At 65.8% G+C, this 14,333-nt stretch carries 12 protein-coding genes and 1 pseudogene; 7 read left to right on the top strand and 6 right to left on the bottom strand.

Annotated features, from left to right (window positions below; translation table 11 throughout):
• Position 1 precedes the first annotated feature (1 nt).
• Positions 2 to 1,186 (bottom strand): MarP family serine protease, encoded by a 1,185-nt coding sequence (locus BLJ79_RS00660; protein WP_071212744.1) that lies wholly within the window; start codon positions 1,184 to 1,186, stop codon positions 2 to 4.
• Between the two features lie 209 nt (positions 1,187 to 1,395).
• Here BLJ79_RS00660 and BLJ79_RS00655 point away from each other — a divergent pair, with 209 nt between their 5' ends.
• Complete coding sequence (locus tag BLJ79_RS00655) at positions 1,396 to 2,073, top strand: Crp/Fnr family transcriptional regulator (protein WP_071212743.1); 678 nt, start codon at positions 1,396 to 1,398, stop codon at positions 2,071 to 2,073.
• 122 nt (positions 2,074 to 2,195) lie between these two features.
• Here BLJ79_RS00655 and BLJ79_RS00650 read toward each other — a convergent pair whose 3' ends face one another.
• Genes BLJ79_RS00650 through sp36 form a run of 3 tightly spaced genes read right to left on the bottom strand, consistent with a single transcriptional unit; the run spans position 2,196 to position 3,822 of the window.
• Positions 2,196 to 3,146 carry an NUDIX hydrolase gene (locus tag BLJ79_RS00650; protein ID WP_286135213.1) on the bottom strand — a complete coding sequence of 317 codons (951 nt, stop codon included), beginning with the start codon at positions 3,144 to 3,146 and terminating at the stop codon, positions 2,196 to 2,198.
• Between the two features lie 22 nt (positions 3,147 to 3,168).
• A complete protein-coding gene (locus tag BLJ79_RS00645; protein ID WP_071212742.1) occupies positions 3,169 to 3,645 on the bottom strand; it encodes a RidA family protein in 477 nt (158 codons plus the stop codon).
• 21 nt (positions 3,646 to 3,666) lie between these two features.
• Entirely contained in the window at positions 3,667 to 3,822 is a 156-nt protein-coding gene (gene sp36, locus BLJ79_RS24005; protein WP_181578252.1) for a Sp36 family protein, read from the bottom strand.
• Here sp36 and BLJ79_RS00640 point away from each other — a divergent pair.
• From BLJ79_RS00640 to BLJ79_RS00620, 5 genes and pseudogenes are all read left to right on the top strand, one after another.
• Positions 3,788 to 6,178, top strand: coding sequence for a transglycosylase domain-containing protein (locus BLJ79_RS00640; RefSeq protein ID WP_071212741.1), 2,391 nt, complete (start codon positions 3,788 to 3,790; stop codon positions 6,176 to 6,178). The genes sp36 and BLJ79_RS00640 overlap by 35 nt on opposite strands.
• A gap of 4 nt (positions 6,179 to 6,182) precedes the next feature.
• Positions 6,183 to 7,062 (top strand): annotated as a pseudogene (locus BLJ79_RS00635) (metallophosphoesterase).
• Between the two features lie 89 nt (positions 7,063 to 7,151).
• Positions 7,152 to 8,978: an ABC transporter ATP-binding protein gene (locus BLJ79_RS00630; protein ID WP_083410902.1), complete on the top strand. Its 1,827-nt coding sequence runs from the start codon at positions 7,152 to 7,154 to the stop codon at positions 8,976 to 8,978.
• On the top strand, positions 8,975 to 10,783 hold the full coding sequence (locus tag BLJ79_RS00625) for an ABC transporter ATP-binding protein (protein ID WP_071212740.1): 1,809 nt from the start codon (positions 8,975 to 8,977) through the stop codon (positions 10,781 to 10,783). The genes BLJ79_RS00630 and BLJ79_RS00625 overlap by 4 nt, the downstream gene beginning before the upstream one ends.
• A gap of 92 nt (positions 10,784 to 10,875) precedes the next feature.
• Positions 10,876 to 11,307: a hypothetical protein gene (locus BLJ79_RS00620; protein ID WP_071212739.1), complete on the top strand. Its 432-nt coding sequence runs from the start codon at positions 10,876 to 10,878 to the stop codon at positions 11,305 to 11,307.
• Positions 11,308 to 11,402: 95 nt separating this feature from the next.
• On the opposite strand, the gene BLJ79_RS00615 is transcribed toward BLJ79_RS00620, so the two are convergent.
• Complete coding sequence (locus BLJ79_RS00615; RefSeq protein WP_071212738.1) at positions 11,403 to 12,308, bottom strand: phosphoribosylaminoimidazolesuccinocarboxamide synthase; 906 nt, start codon at positions 12,306 to 12,308, stop codon at positions 11,403 to 11,405.
• A complete protein-coding gene (gene purD / locus BLJ79_RS00610; RefSeq protein ID WP_071212737.1) occupies positions 12,309 to 13,595 on the bottom strand; it encodes a phosphoribosylamine--glycine ligase in 1,287 nt (428 codons plus the stop codon).
• 114 nt (positions 13,596 to 13,709) lie between these two features.
• Here purD and BLJ79_RS00605 point away from each other — a divergent pair, with 114 nt between their 5' ends.
• Complete coding sequence (locus tag BLJ79_RS00605; RefSeq protein ID WP_071213210.1) at positions 13,710 to 14,330, top strand: class I SAM-dependent methyltransferase; 621 nt, start codon at positions 13,710 to 13,712, stop codon at positions 14,328 to 14,330.
• The last annotated feature ends 3 nt before the right edge of the window (positions 14,331 to 14,333 follow it).

Below are 14,333 nucleotides of genomic sequence, written 5' to 3'. Positions count from 1 at the left end.
CCTAGTGCGGGGAGCAGGCCCCGGTGGGCACCGGTTCGCGGGAGGAGGCGGATTTGTCCAGTGCCGCGTTGATCTCGTCGAGCGCCAACGCGTAACCGACCTCGGCACCGCCCTTGGCCTTGGCGAAGACCATGCCCACGACCTTGCCGGAGGAGTCGAGCAGCGGGCCGCCGGAGTTGCCCTGCTCGACATCCCCGGCCAGCTGGTAGATGCGCAATGGTGCCGGTTCGGCCCCGTAGATGTTCTGGATCGAAATGGTGCTCAGGGACTCGACGACCGCGCCCATGGCGCGGAAGGAACCGCCGCCGGGGTAGCCCAGGAATGCCGCGGTGTCACCGCGTCCCAGGTCCTTGCCGAACTCCAGCGGTTCCAGCCCAAGCTCAGGCACCGCCAGCACGGCGATGTCGGCCACGGAGTCGAAGTACACGACATTGCCCGAGAGCACCCGCCCGTCCTGCGTGGTCACCGACGGCTCGCTGATTCCGGCCACCACGTGCGCGTTGGTCAGCACGCGGTCCGAAGCGAACACGAAGCCGGTCCCGGATTGGTTGACGCCGCAGGCGTAGGCGGTGCCAATGATCTTGACCACCGACCCGGCGGCCGCGTCGACACCGGCACCCAGCGATTCGGCCTCGGGCACCTCGATGGGCACCTTCGGGGCGAAGGGCTCGAGGAGTTCGGGGATGGTCTGGCCCATGACCTGCGCGCGGGCCTGGGTGACGAAGTTGGTGATCGGCTTCGGGGTCCAGGTCTGGATCGCGGTCAACACCCGCGAATCGGCGACCTGCTGGGACACCCACGGCACGCCCATGGTGGCGGCCGAAAGGGCGATGGCGGAGATGACCAAGGCGGCCATCAGGGTGTTGGCCAGGCCGCCTAGGAGCCGGTCAAAGGACTTCAGGACCGGGAAGTTCAGCCATAAGCGGATTCTTGCCCCGATGGCCATGCCGATTCCCTGGCCGATCAGGATGAAGATCAGTCCGGAGGCCACAATCCAGAAGATTCGCCATCCGGGGTTGGCCACCCAGGTGGAAACCAGGGGGATTCCGTAAAACGCGGCGATGCCGCCGGCAAGGAAACCAATGATCGCCCCGAGCGTGACAAAGAAGCCTTTACGCAGGCCAGAGGCCAAAAAGCTGATCAAGGAAACGATGAGCAACAGGTCCAACCATGTCAATCCCAACATTCAGTTTGGACTCCCACTCTTCATACCGTGCTGCACGGCCCAAACCAAGGCCCCAAAACACTATCTGCTGCCCCGAGTCTAGTCCGGGGCGGCCTCCGTTCCCCGCGATTCTAACCACATTTGGCCCTATTTGGCGTGTGGAAGCTGTCACATGGGCCAACCGTACGGCACAATTAGGTGAGCGCTAACGACAGTTGACAGGAGATTTTATGGACATCGAGGTACTGCGCCGAGCACCACTCTTCGCTTCATTGGGCGACGAGGTGTTCTCTGCATTGACTGAAGAACTAACTGAAGTGGATCTGTCCCGTGGTGCTTCGGTATTCCGCGAGGGCGACCAGGGCGACCAGCTCTACTTCATCGTTTCGGGCAAGATCAAGCTGGGCCGCACCTCTTCCGATGGACGTGAAAACCTCATTGCGGTCCTCGGCCCGGGCGAATTGTTCGGCGAGATGGCACTGTTCGATCCGAGCCCGCGCAACGCCACGGCAACGGCAGTCTCTGAGACTCGCCTTGCCGGCCTGCGTCACGAAAACCTGCGCAAGGTCATCCTGACCAGCCCGGAGGTTTCGGTCCAGTTGCTGCAGGCTCTGGCTTMGCGCCTTCGCCGCACCAACGAGTCGCTGGCCGACCTGGTCTTCTCCGACGTTCCGGGACGTGTCGCCAAGGCGCTCCTGGATCTGGCCGACCGCTTCGGTCGTCCGGCAACGGACGGCATCCTGGTTGCCCACGAACTGACGCAGGAAGAACTGGCCCAGCTGGTGGGCGCCTCGCGCGAAACCGTGAACAAGGCCCTGGCCGAGTTCGTGCAGCGTGGTTGGTTGCGTCTTGAGGCACGCGCCGTCGTGATCCTGGACATCCAGCGTTTGCGCCAGCGTTCACGCTAAATACGCAACCGTGCACTAACGGGTGTGGCGGGGTTCCCCTTCGAAGGGGAACCCCGCCACACCCGTTTAAGCCTCGAGCATTGATCTATCTTTAGGCGCCGCGTGCCGGAAGCCGCTGGTGCTCAGCGGCCGCGTCCCAGGCCGCCGCCCTCGGCGGCGGTCGTGGTGGTGACATCCAAGTAGAATTTCCCGCCCACCTGGACGAGTTCCGGATGGTAGCTCTTCAACTCGCGCCGCACCGAGAGATAGGCGACGGTGCCGCGGGTGGAGGCAATCTTTTCCAGGAAGACCTCCACGGCCGGCGTGGTGATCATGCTCAAGGGCAGGCCCTTGGTGTCCGGTGCCCCCGCTGCGTCGCCCAGCGCGGTGGTGTTGCGTTGGGCGATGACTTCGGCGGCCACCTGCCAGGTGGCCCAGATGCCCTTGCCGCGCAACAGCGACGGTTCCTGGCGCACGGGCAGCGCCGCGGCAAAGTAGCGGGTGTCAAAGCGCCGCAGCGCAAAGTTCGGGGAGATCCAGTGCGAGAGCGGCCGCAACAGATCGGTGCGCAGGCCCAGCCCGCGCTTGGCCAACACGTCCGAAAGCGACTTGTCCTGGCCCGCAACCGCCTCTCGCACGGCCATCCAATCCTCGCTGTCGCAGTTTTCCACCACGGAGAGTTCGTCGGTGCCCGCCAAAAGCACACCGGTTTCCTCGAAGAGCTCGCGGATGGCACACACGATGTGTGCCCGAACCAGCCGCTGGTCAAGGATGCCCAGGCGTTTTGACCACTCGGAGAGCGTCGGGCCGTACCAGGGAATGTCGCGTTCGTCGTCGGCTTCCAGGCTTCCGCCGGGAAAGGCGACACTCCCGAGCGGAGAACCGCCCGGGCGATATCCGAGGTAAGTTTCGACACCTTTTGGGGAGTCGCGGATCAGCACCACCGATGAGGCGCGCCTCACGGCCCGGGGCGTGCGGCTTCCAAAGGAAACCCAATTTTCTGCAGCGTCATATTGCGCCGGCGGCAGGTCAAAAAGCCGGCGCAGCAGCCCCGTGGACGGATTGCGCGGTTTCACCGCGGGAATCTCGTTCACGGGGCCGCCCGTGTCGTGCTGGTTAGGCAAATTCGACAATCAGTTCAACCTCGACCGGGGCGTCCAACGGCAGGGCGGCGACGCCGACCGCCGAGCGGGCGTGCACACCCTTGTCACCGAGCACGGCACCGAGGAATTCGGAGGCACCGTTGATGACGGCTGGCTGGCCGGTGAAGGACGGGTCCGAGGCCACGAAGCCAACGACCTTGACCACGCGGACAATGCGATCCAGGTCCCCGATGACGTCCTTGATGGCTGCCAGTGCGTTCAGCGCGCAGGCCTGTGCCTGGCCGGCTGCGACCTCGGCCGAAACCGCGGCTCCGACCTTTCCTGTGGCTGTGAGTTCCCCGTTAATAAAAGGCAGCTGACCCGAGGTGTAGACCAGATTGCCGGTGATGGTTGCCGGCACGTATGCGGCCACGGGTGCGACGACGGCGGGGAGGGCGTGGCCGAGCTCGACCAGGCGTGCCTCTACTGCTGAAGAAGTCTCTTGTTGCATGGGTATTTCTCGTTTCTGTGATTAGGCCTTGGGGCGCTTGAGGTAAGCGACCGGTGCATTTCCATTGGGTCCGGGAACGACGGCAACAAGCTCCCAGCCGTCGTCTCCCCACTGATCCAGGATCTGCTTCGTGGCGTGAATAATGAGCGGCAAAGTGGCGTACTCCCATTTGGTCATAACCGATACGTTAGCGCGTCCTTGTAAACTAGTGGGCATGGCAGCTAAAAAGTCCCCTTTTTTTGATACGGCTACCACCCTCGGCAAGATCGTTGCCTTCTTTGGGGTGAGCGCTTTATGTGGCGTACTGGCGGCAGGACTCATGGTCCCGGTCGCTTCCCTTGCCGGCAGCGGCGCAACCGCAGGTGCGGAAGTGTTTGACGCTTTGCCGGCCAGCTTCAAGGGAGAGCCGATCGCCCAGCCTTCCAAGGTCCTGGCGTCCGATGGTTCGACCATCGCCACGTTCTACTCGGAAAACCGGCAACCGGTGAAGCTCAAGGACATTTCGAAGGTCATGCAGAAGGCCATCGTCTCCATCGAGGACGAGCGCTTCTACGAGCACAACGGCGTCGATGTCCGAGGCATTGCCCGCGCCGCCGTCAACAACTTCACCTCTTCCTCCCAGCAGGGCGCTTCCACGCTGACGCAGCAATACGTCAACAACCTCCTGGTGAACGCCGACGTCGTCAACGGAGTGGATCGCTCCGAGATGACGATCTCCGGCACGAAGGACATCGCGGACAAGGCCCGCGAGGCCAAGCTGGCGATCTCCATCGAGAAGGAAATGACCAAGGACGAAATCCTTGAGGGTTACCTGAACCTGGTGTTGTTCTCCGGACGAAACTACGGGGTCCAGGCCGCCGCACAGCGTTTCTACTCGGTGGACGCCAAGGACCTGAACCTGCAGCAGTCCGCCATGCTTGCCGGCATGGTTCAGCTCCCCAACGCCTACAACCCGGAAAAGTACCCCGAGCGGAGCCTCAAGCGTCGCAACACCGTGCTGGCTGCCATGCTGCGCACCGGTGCCATCGACAAGAAGGCCTACGACAAGGCCGTCAAGTCTAAGCTGGGCATCAAGGCGAAGGAACTGAAGTCCGGTTGCATTGCCGCGGACGGGGCTGCCTACTTCTGTGATTACGTGACGCGATTGATCACTTCCGATTCCGCATTCGGCAAGACCAAGAAGGACCGCGAAAACCTGTTGTACCGCGGTGGCATGAACATCAAGACCACCTTGGATATGCGGTTGCAGAAGGAAGCAGTCAAGCAGACCGAGCTCATGATCCCGGCCGACGACAAGTCGAACATGGGCGCCGCGATCGTGACCGTTGAACCGGGCACCGGAAATATCCTGGCCATGGGCCAGAACAAGACGTATGCCCCGACCGACAAGGACAAGGGGCCCATCACCATGTACAACTTTGCCGTTGAAGCGGCAATGGGTGGTGCAGGTGGTTTTCAGGCTGGCTCAACATTCAAGCCTTACACCACGATGGCCTGGCTCGAATCCGGTCACAATATGTGGGAAAAGCTCAGCACACCGGTGAAGAGATATCCGAGTAGTTTTAAGTGGAAGGCTTCGTGCCTTCCTAGCGGATATGCAACTTCGGGTGGTGGCGCCAAGGGTTGGGCTCCACGAAACGCTGTCACCTGGCCCTCATCAATGACCGTTGACTACGGGCTCCTCAATTCGGTGAATACCGCGACCATTACCGAGGCCTCGAAGATCGACCTGTGTGACATCGCTAATGCCGCAACCCGCTTGGGCATTATTGATTACGGAGAGAACGTTGATCCCAAGACCCGAGAGGTCAGCACCTACGGCCAGCCGGTAAACCCGGCGAACCCATCCTTCGTTATTGGTTCTGCGCAGGTTACCCCGCTGGCTCAGGCCACCGCGTTTGCCACCTGGGCCAACAAGGGCGAATTCTGTGAGAACCGCGCGCTGACCTCCGTCACAGATGCGAAGGGCAATGAGTACAAGGTCAAGCCCGTGTCTTGTCAACAAGTGATGGACCCACAGGTGGCTGCCGACATGAACGGCACCATGAAGAAGATCGGCAAGAAGGCCACCAAGGGCCAAATCAATCTCCCGATCGCCGGCAAAACCGGTACCAATAACGATGCCAACTCCACCTGGTTCGTTGGATACACCACCGGCATGTCGACGGCGGCCTGGGTTGGCCGCTACGACAAAGACAAGAAAATGAAGACTCAGGGCAAGGTTGTCAACGGTGTTGCCCGCCGTTGGACCGACTCGGGCACCTGGGCCTCACCTTTGTGGACCAACTACATGAAGCAGGTCGGTACCCTGTACCCGGCCAAGTCGTTCGGCAGCGCCAAGGCAGCACCCAAGCCTGAGCCCAAGAAGGAAGAAAAGGACGATTCGAAGCCGGCAACGACCGAGTCCTCCGCTCCGAAGGACACCTCGGAAAAGCCCAAGGCCACGGAAAAACCGAAGGCAACCGAAAGCGCCAAGCCAAAGGGAAACAGCGACAGGACACCAGCCCCTCCCAAGAAGACGAATGATGACTAGCTCCATGGCGAACCCATCCTCGCTGGCCGAAGCGGTCTCACGCACTGTGCGTGGGGCCGCTTTGGCGGCTGCAGCGGCAACCGCTTCGGCCGGTGTCCTCTATGGCTACGGCCTGGGCCAGACGACGCGTTTTGCCCTCCGCGAGGAATCCCTGGCGCTGCTGCCACCGGGCTCGTCCCCGATCCGGATCCTGCACCTGTCGGACATCCACATGGTGCCCAACCAGGAACTCAAACGGCGTTGGCTGCACTCGCTGGCGGAACTGCAACCGGATCTGGTCATCAACACCGGAGACAACCTGGGCCACATGGATGGGCTGGGCTCGCTGCTGGAGGCACTGGGTCCGCTGATGGCCTAAGCGCTCGGATGTGCCGCGCAACTCCCCCAAGTACCAATTGCCGTGGCAACAGATGCACAGCGCCTTCGGTGCCGCCGGCTGGGTCAACCTGACCAACCGAAACCATTCCATGGCCGTGAACGGCACGCGCCTGGACTTCACCGGGGTGGACGACCCTCACTTGCACCTGGAACGCTTCGCCGGCTGGCCGGCCGGCTCGGTGTCGTCCGGCGCCGCTCCCCACCTGCGGGTTGCCCTGGCCCACGCCCCGTACCAACGGGTGCTGGACACGTTCACCGACGCGGGCGCCGACCTGATCCTGGCCGGGCACACCCACGGCGGACAGGTATGCATCCCTGGCTACGGCGCACTGGTGACCAATTGCGACCTGCCGACCTGGCGTGCCAGCGGACTGACGCAATGGGAGCATGCGGGCAAGAGCGTGCCGTTGAACGTCTCGGCGGGCATCGGAACCTCGCGCTTCGCACCGGTGCGGATCGCTTGCCCTCCGGAAGCAATCTTGCTGACGCTGACCGCCGGGGACTAGCCCCCCGCGTCTGATTGAACAATCCCAACCCCACACTGTAGGGTATTCCCAGTAGCGAATTGGCGCTCGGGGATTGAGGTCGGACACCGGTGGCAGTACAACAAGGACACGCCCCCGCGGCGGGCACACCCACGCTTGGCCGGACCTTTGCCCGGCTTGCCCCCTTCGTCAAGCCCATCCTGCCGCGGCTCTTCTTCGGCTTCCTCTGTGCGCTGGCCGCAGGCATCGTTGCCCTGACCATCCCCCAGGTGCTGGCCTGGCTGGTGAACAACGTGCTGCACCCCGAGGGCAAGGACTCCGAGGTCTGGCTGGCCGTGGGCCTGGTCGCGGGACTGGGCGCCCTCGAGGCGCTGCTGGTGTTCCTGCGCCGGCAATTCGTGATCACCCCGGCCGCCCGCCTGGAAACCCAGATGCGGGTGCGTTTCTACGAGCACCTCCAGCAGCTTCCGGTCGCCTTCCACGAACGCTGGGGCTCCGGGCAGCTGCTCTCCCGCTCCATGTCGGACTTGAGCCTGCTGCGCCGCTGGCTGGCCTTCGGCGCCCTGATGCTGGTCGTCTCCACCGTCACGGTGATCACCGGGCTGACCCTGATGTTCTCCTCCAGCTGGGTGCTGGGCAGCATCTACCTCGCCGGGGCCATCCCCATCAGCATCAAGGCCTTCTACTTCCGCAACACCTACCGCGCGGCCAGCCGGCTGAGCCAGGACCAGGCCGGCGACCTGGCCACCGCGGTGGAGGAATCGGTCCACGGCATCCGCGTCATCAAGGCCTTTGGCCGCGGCCGGCACATGTACGACGGCTTCAACTCCCGGGCCAAGCAATTGCGCGACACCGAGGTCGTCAAGGCCAGGACCCTGGCCAGCTTCCTGCTCTACGTCGTCGCGATCCCCGAGACCACCCTGGGCCTGGGCCTGGTCGCCGGGCTCTGGCTGACCGCCCAGGGAGAATTGAGCGTCGGCGCCCTGGTCGCCTACTTCGCCACCGCCACCGTGCTGGCCGGACCGGTCGAAGGCATGGGCATGCTGCTGGGCATGACGCTGACGACCAAGACCGCCCTGGACCGCCACTTCGAGGTCATGGACACGCCCAACACCATCACCTCCCCGCAGGCTTCGCGCACCCCGGCGAACGGGCTCGGGGACCTGGAGCTGCGCAATGTCCACTTTGCCTTCCCCGACGCGGCCGGCACCGGCGCCCCGACGCTGCGCGGGGTCAACCTCGCTGTCGACCCCGGGGAGACCATGGCCCTGGTCGGCATGACCGGCACCGGCAAGTCCACGCTGTTGGCGCTGATCCCCCGGCTCCACGAGGTCACCGGCGGGCGGGTGCTGATCGACGGGGTCGACGTGCGCGACTGGGACCTGCTCGAGCTGCGCCGCGCGGTGGCCGTCGCCTTCGAGGACACCATCCTGTTTTCCTCCTCGATCCGCGACAACGTGCTGCTCGGCGCCCCCGAGCTCCCCGAGGCGGAAACCACGGCGCTGCTCAACGAGGCGATCGACACCGCGCAGGCCGGGTTCGCCCGCACCCTGCCCGAGGGGCTGGACACGGTCATCGGCGAGGAAGGGCTCTCGCTGTCCGGCGGCCAGCGCCAACGCATCGCACTGGCCCGGGCCATCGCCGCCCGGCCGCGCGTGCTGATCCTCGATGACCCGCTCTCGGCCCTGGACGTGCGCACCGAGGAAGCCGTCACGCAGAAGCTGCGCATCACCCTGGCCGGAACCACCACGCTGATCGTCGCCCACCGGCCCTCCACCGTGGCCCTGGCCGACCGGGTCGCGCTGCTGCGGGACGGGGCGATCGACGACGTCGGCACGCACTCGGAACTGCTGGCACGCAACGAGCACTACCGCTTCGTGATCGCCAGCCTCGAAGACGAAGACACAAATTTGCTGGAAGGCGGGCCACGGGCATGAGCACCCACACCGGAGTGTCCAACGAGGACGCCATCACCCTGACCGCGGACGAACGCAAGCGCGTGCGCGCCCGCTCCTGGCGGCTGCTTGCCACCCTGGCCTCCAGGCAGAAGCCGATGCTGGTGCTCACCGTGGTGCTGGTGGTCATCTCCAATGCCGCCCGCGCATCCTTCCCGATCATCATCGCCTGGGCCATCGACTGGGGCCTGCCGCAGGTCACCGGCGGCAACCTCGCGGCACTGGGCATCACCGGCGGCGCCTACGTGCTCTCGGCCATCGCGGCCGGCTCGCTGCTGGGCTGGTACGTGCTGTGCACCGCGAAGATCTCCCAGGCGATGCTGCTGGACCTGCGGTTGCGCGTCTTTCGGCACACCCAGCGCCTGAGCCTGGAATTCCACGAGAAGTACACCTCCGGGCGCATCATTTCCCGGCAGACCTCGGACCTCGAGACGCTGCGCGAACTGCTGGACCAGGGCATCTCCGAGCTGGTCTCCGCCTGCGTCTTCGTGACGTTCACGCTGATCTCGATCTTCGTGCTGGACTGGCGTTCCGGGATCGTGGTGATGATCGCCGCGATCCCCATTTCGCTGCTCTTTGGCTGGTACCAGCGCCGGTCCGAGGTCGTCTACCGCGAATCCCGCGTGGTCTCCGCGCAGCTGATCGGCACGTTCGTGGAAACCATGACGGGCATCCGCGCGGTCAAGGCCTTCCGCAAGGAGAAGGCCAACGACAAGAACTACGCGCAGGTCGCCGGGGAATACCGCGACAACTCCATCCGCTCCATCAACCTCTTCGGGGTGCTGCAGCCGGGCCTGGTGCTCATCGGGAACCTGTCGGTGGCCGCGGTGCTGGCCTGGGGCGGCTTCCGCATCCTGGACGGCGACCTGGGCGTGGGCGTGCTGGTGGCGCTGCTGCTGGCCACCAAGCGCGTGTTCCAGCCGGTGGAGAACATCGCCATGTTCTACTCCTCGCTGCAGGCCGCCACCGCGGCCCTGGAAAAGGTCTCCGGGCTGCTCGAGGAGGAACCCACCGTGGTGGAACCGGCCAGGCCCCAGCCCCTGGGCGAGGTCGCCGGTGCCCTGAAGTTCCAGGACGCGGTCTTCGGCTACGGCGACGGCCCGGTCGTCATGGACCGGTTCGACCTGGCCATCCCGGCGGGGCAGACCGTGGCCGTGGTCGGGCAGACCGGTGCCGGCAAGTCCACGCTGGCCAAGCTGATCGCCCGGTTCTACGACCTGCGATCCGGTGCCCTGACGCTGGATGGGGTGCCGATCGAAAGAATCGCCAACGACGACCTGCGCCGGCATGTGGTGATGGTGACCCAGGAATCGTTCCTGTTCTCCGGCACCGTGGCCGAAAACATCGCGCTGGGCAAGCCCGGGGCCAGCACCGAGGAGATCATCCTGGCGGCCCGCGCGGTGGGCGCGCACGAATTCATCACCGCGCTGCCGGAAGGCTACGACACCGACGTGAACAAGCGCGGCGGTCGCGTGTCCTCGGGACAGCGCCAGCTGATCTCCTTCGCCCGGGCCTTCCTGGCGGACCCGGCGGTGCTGATCCTCGACGAGGCGACCAGCTCGCTGGACATCCCTTCCGAACGCGCAGTGCAGCGCGGCTTGCAGACGCTGCTGGGCAACCGCACCGCGCTGATCATCGCGCACCGTCTGTCCACCGTGCAGATTGCCGACCGGGTACTGGTGGTCCACGACGGCAAGATCGTCGAGGACGGATCCCCCGCCGAGTTGATCGGCTCCGAGGGCAGGTTCGCCGCCCTGCACAAGGCCTGGAAGGACTCGCTGGTCTGACCCTCCCCGGTGCCATCGGCGCGGCTTTCGCGGTAGGGTTGCCGGCGACGACGAGTTCAGGGGTTGTCATGCGAAGGAATCGGGTTCCGGCCGTGGCGGGCCTCCTGGGCGGGGCACTGCTGTTGGCGGGCTGCTCCGGGTACACCGGGGTGGCGGCCCTTGACCGTGCCGCGGGCCCCGGCGATGCGCTGCCGCCGGGCATCACGATGATGGAGGACTTCGACGCGGCAAGCGTCCGACTGCTGGCCGCGCACGAGGGGGTCAGGTATTTCGCCGGCACCACCACCGACAAGACCACCGCCTGCCTCCTGATCCAGCCCGCGGGAAACGATCCCGACTGGGTCGCCGGGTGCGGCGGTGCGGGTGCCGCCGGCGAGATCGTGGAGGTCTCCGGCAGCAACCCCGCGCGCACGGCGGTGCTTGTCAGGGACGATGCGGACACCCGAGACCGCGAGGCCGGCGGGTTCATCCGGCTGCATCCCAACGTCCTGGTGCACGGCGGCGCCGCGGCCGGCACCGGCTAGGCCACGCGGTCCCCGGGTGATGCGGCAAGGGGGCCTGGAACCGCATCAAGTTGCGGTTCCAGGCCCCCTGCCCTTGGAGGACCCGAAGGCGGCTTCTAAGCCGTGAAGGTGAGCCCGGTCAGGCGCTCGTAGGCCTCGATGTAGCGCCCGCGGGTGCGCTCGATGATTTCCGCCGGCAATGCCGGGGGTTCGGCGCCCGAGGCCTTGTCCCAGCCGGAGGCCTCCGAGGTGAGCCAGTCGCGCACGAACTGCTTGTCGAACGAGGGCTGCGCCTTGCCCGGTGCGTAGGTCTCCGCGTCCCAGAAGCGCGAGGAATCCGGGGTCAGCACCTCGTCGCCCAGGGTGATCTCGCCGTTGGACGGATCGATCCCGAACTCGACCTTGGTGTCGGCCAGGATGATGCCGCGGGTGCGGGCGATCTCCTCGGCGCGCAGGTACAGGGCCAGGGTGGCGTCGCGCAGGTCCGCGGCCTGCTGGCCGCCGATGCGTGCGGCGGTTTCCTCGAAAGTGATGTTTTCGTCGTGCTCGCCGACCTCGGCCTTGGCCGAGGGGGTGAAGATCGCCGGCTCCAGCTTCGAACCGTCTACCATGCCGCCCTTCAGCGGCAACGCGCACACGGTCTGGCGTGCCTTGTACTCCGCCAGGCCCGAGCCGGTCAGGTATCCGCGGGCGATGCATTCGATCGGGAACATCTCCAGCTTCTTGCACACCATGGCACGCCCGGCCACGGCCTCGGGGACGTCGGTGGAGATGACGTGGTTGGGGATCTCGGACAGCTGCTCGAACCACCACAGGCTCAGCTGCGTGAGCACCTTGCCCTTGTCGGGGATCTCGGACTCCAGCACGAAGTCGAAGGCGCTGATCCGGTCCGAGGCGACCACCAGCACGCGGTCGGTTTCCTCGAAGGAGGAACCGGTCGGGACGTAGAGGTCACGGACCTTGCCCGAGTAGAAGTGGGTCCAGCCCGGGAGATCCAGTGTTTCGGTTTGCAGGCCTGACATTTAGTTGCTTCCTTCCGCGACGCTGATCTGGCCGTTGGCGGCCTTCAACGCGATGTCGGTGCGGTGCTGGGCACCGTCCCAGGAGATGGCCGCGACCCCGGCGTAGGCCTTGTCGCGGGCCGCATGCAGGTCGGCACCCAGGCCCACGACCGCGAGCACGCGGCCGCCGGCGACGATGACTTCCCCGGCCTCGTTCGCGGTGGTTCCGGCGTGCAGCACCGAGACGTCCTCGAGTGCCTCGGCGGCATCCAATCCGCGGATGGCGGCGCCCTTGATGGGGTCCTCCGGGTAGTTTTCGGCGGCCATGACCACGCCGACGGCGGTTTCGGGGCGCCAGTGCAGCTGCTCGGCGTCGTCCAGCTCGCCCGTGGCTGCGGCCATGAGCAGGGCACCGAGCGGGGTCTTCAGGCGTGCGAGCACGGCCTGGGTTTCGGGGTCGCCGAAGCGTGCGTTGAATTCGATCACGCGGATGCCGCGCGAGGTGATGGCCAGGCCGCAGTACAGCACGCCGGTGAAGGGGGTGCCGCGGGACTCCATGTCGCGCAGCGTCGGGTAGGCGACGCGGTCCATGACCTCGTCGACGAAGCCGGCGGGCAGCCACGCCAGCGGTGAGTAGGCACCCATGCCGCCGGTGTTCGGGCCCTCGTCGCCATCGAAGATGCGCTTGAAGTCCTGGGCAGGGGCCAGCGGGACGGCGTGGGTGCCGTCGCAGATGACAAAGAGGGAGACCTCGGGACCGTCGAGGAACTCCTCGATGACCACGGTGCCGCCGGCCTCGAAGCAGGTTTCGGCGTGGGCCAGGGCCTCGGAGCGGTCGGAGGTGACCACCACTCCCTTGCCCGCGGCCAGCCCGTCGTCCTTGACGACGTAGGGGGCTCCGAAGGCATCGAGTGCCTCGGCTGCCTCCTCGGTGTTCGTGGCGACCTTGGCCATCGCGGTGGGAACTCCCGCCTCGGCCATCACGGTCTTGGCGAAGGCCTTGGAAGCCTCCAGCTGGGCCGCCGCCTTGGTGGGACCGAAGACGGGGATGCCTGCGGCGATCAACGCATCGGCAACACCTGCCGCCAGCGGTGCCTCGGGGCCAACCACAACCAGTTCAGAACCCAGCTCGCGGGCCAGGGCCACCACCGCGGCGGGGTCCTGGGCATCGATTTGGTGGGTGGTGACATCACGCGAAATCCCGGCATTGCCGGGTGCGCAATGCAGGTCGGAGACGTAGGGATCCGCAGCCAAAGCGCGGATCAGTGCATGTTCGCGGCCGCCGGGGCCAATAACCAGTACCTTCACGAGGCTTAAGCCTACCGGGTTCGGCCCGGCCGGTCCCGCACCGGGTCGCGATCCCGACGCATTGCCGCCGGCTTGGCCTTCGAAGGCCCGGCGGCCCCGCCTATGCTCGTGTACATGGATCAGGAAACCAAGTGGCAGCAGCAGGCGCGCCGGGACCCCGCCCAGGCCCGGAACTACATCGGCCGGTTCGCGGAATTGCGCGCATCGGGCGCAGACCTTGACGGCGAGGCACGCTTCGCCGATGCGATGCTTGCCCGCGGCTCGCGGGTGCTGGATGCCGGATGCGGGACCGGCCGGGTCGGCGGAGAGCTGGCCGCGCGCGGCCACCGGGTCACCGGGGTGGACCTTGATGCCGAACTGCTGGCCGCGGCCCGCACCGATTTTCCCGGCTCGCGCTGGCTGGAGGGCAACCTCGCAACACTGGATGTGCGCAACGAGGCCGGAGAACGCGAGCTCTTCGAACTGGTAATGTCCCCGGGCAACGTGCTGGCCTTCGTCGCCCCGGGCACCGCCGCTACCGTGCTGGGCGCGCTGGCGGAACACCTGGCACCGGACGGTCGGCTCGTCGTGGGCTTCTCACCCCTGAAGGGCTACGCACTGGAGACCTTCGAAGCGGACGCCGCGGCGGCGGGACTGCGGATCGGCACGCTCTTTTCCACCTGGGACATGCGGCCCCTGCGGCCCGGCGCGGACTTCGTCGTTGCGCTGCTTGAGCCTGCCCGCACCGTAAACTAGGTC

Origin of the sequence: Arthrobacter sp. UCD-GKA, assembly GCF_001863355.1 — a bacterium.
GTDB lineage: Bacteria > Actinomycetota > Actinomycetes > Actinomycetales > Micrococcaceae > Paeniglutamicibacter.
The sequence above is the reverse complement of the archived record's forward strand: the minus strand, read 5'-3'. Positions and strand labels throughout refer to the sequence as shown.

What these genes read in the sequence shown, in the direction of transcription:
- sp36 (WP_181578252.1), bottom strand. Translation starts at nt 3,822, where the DNA reads ATGACCAAATGGGAGTACGCCACTTTGCCGCTCATTATTCACGCCACG.
- BLJ79_RS00640 (WP_071212741.1), top strand. Translation starts at nt 3,788, where the DNA reads ATGAGCGGCAAAGTGGCGTACTCCCATTTGGTCATAACCGATACGTTA.
- BLJ79_RS00615 (WP_071212738.1), bottom strand. Translation starts at nt 12,308, where the DNA reads ATGTCAGGCCTGCAAACCGAAACACTGGATCTCCCGGGCTGGACCCAC.
- BLJ79_RS00625 (WP_071212740.1), top strand. Translation starts at nt 8,975, where the DNA reads ATGAGCACCCACACCGGAGTGTCCAACGAGGACGCCATCACCCTGACC.
- BLJ79_RS00645 (WP_071212742.1), bottom strand. Translation starts at nt 3,645, where the DNA reads ATGCAACAAGAGACTTCTTCAGCAGTAGAGGCACGCCTGGTCGAGCTC.
- BLJ79_RS00605 (WP_071213210.1), top strand. Translation starts at nt 13,710, where the DNA reads ATGGATCAGGAAACCAAGTGGCAGCAGCAGGCGCGCCGGGACCCCGCC.
- BLJ79_RS00660 (WP_071212744.1), bottom strand. Translation starts at nt 1,186, where the DNA reads ATGTTGGGATTGACATGGTTGGACCTGTTGCTCATCGTTTCCTTGATC.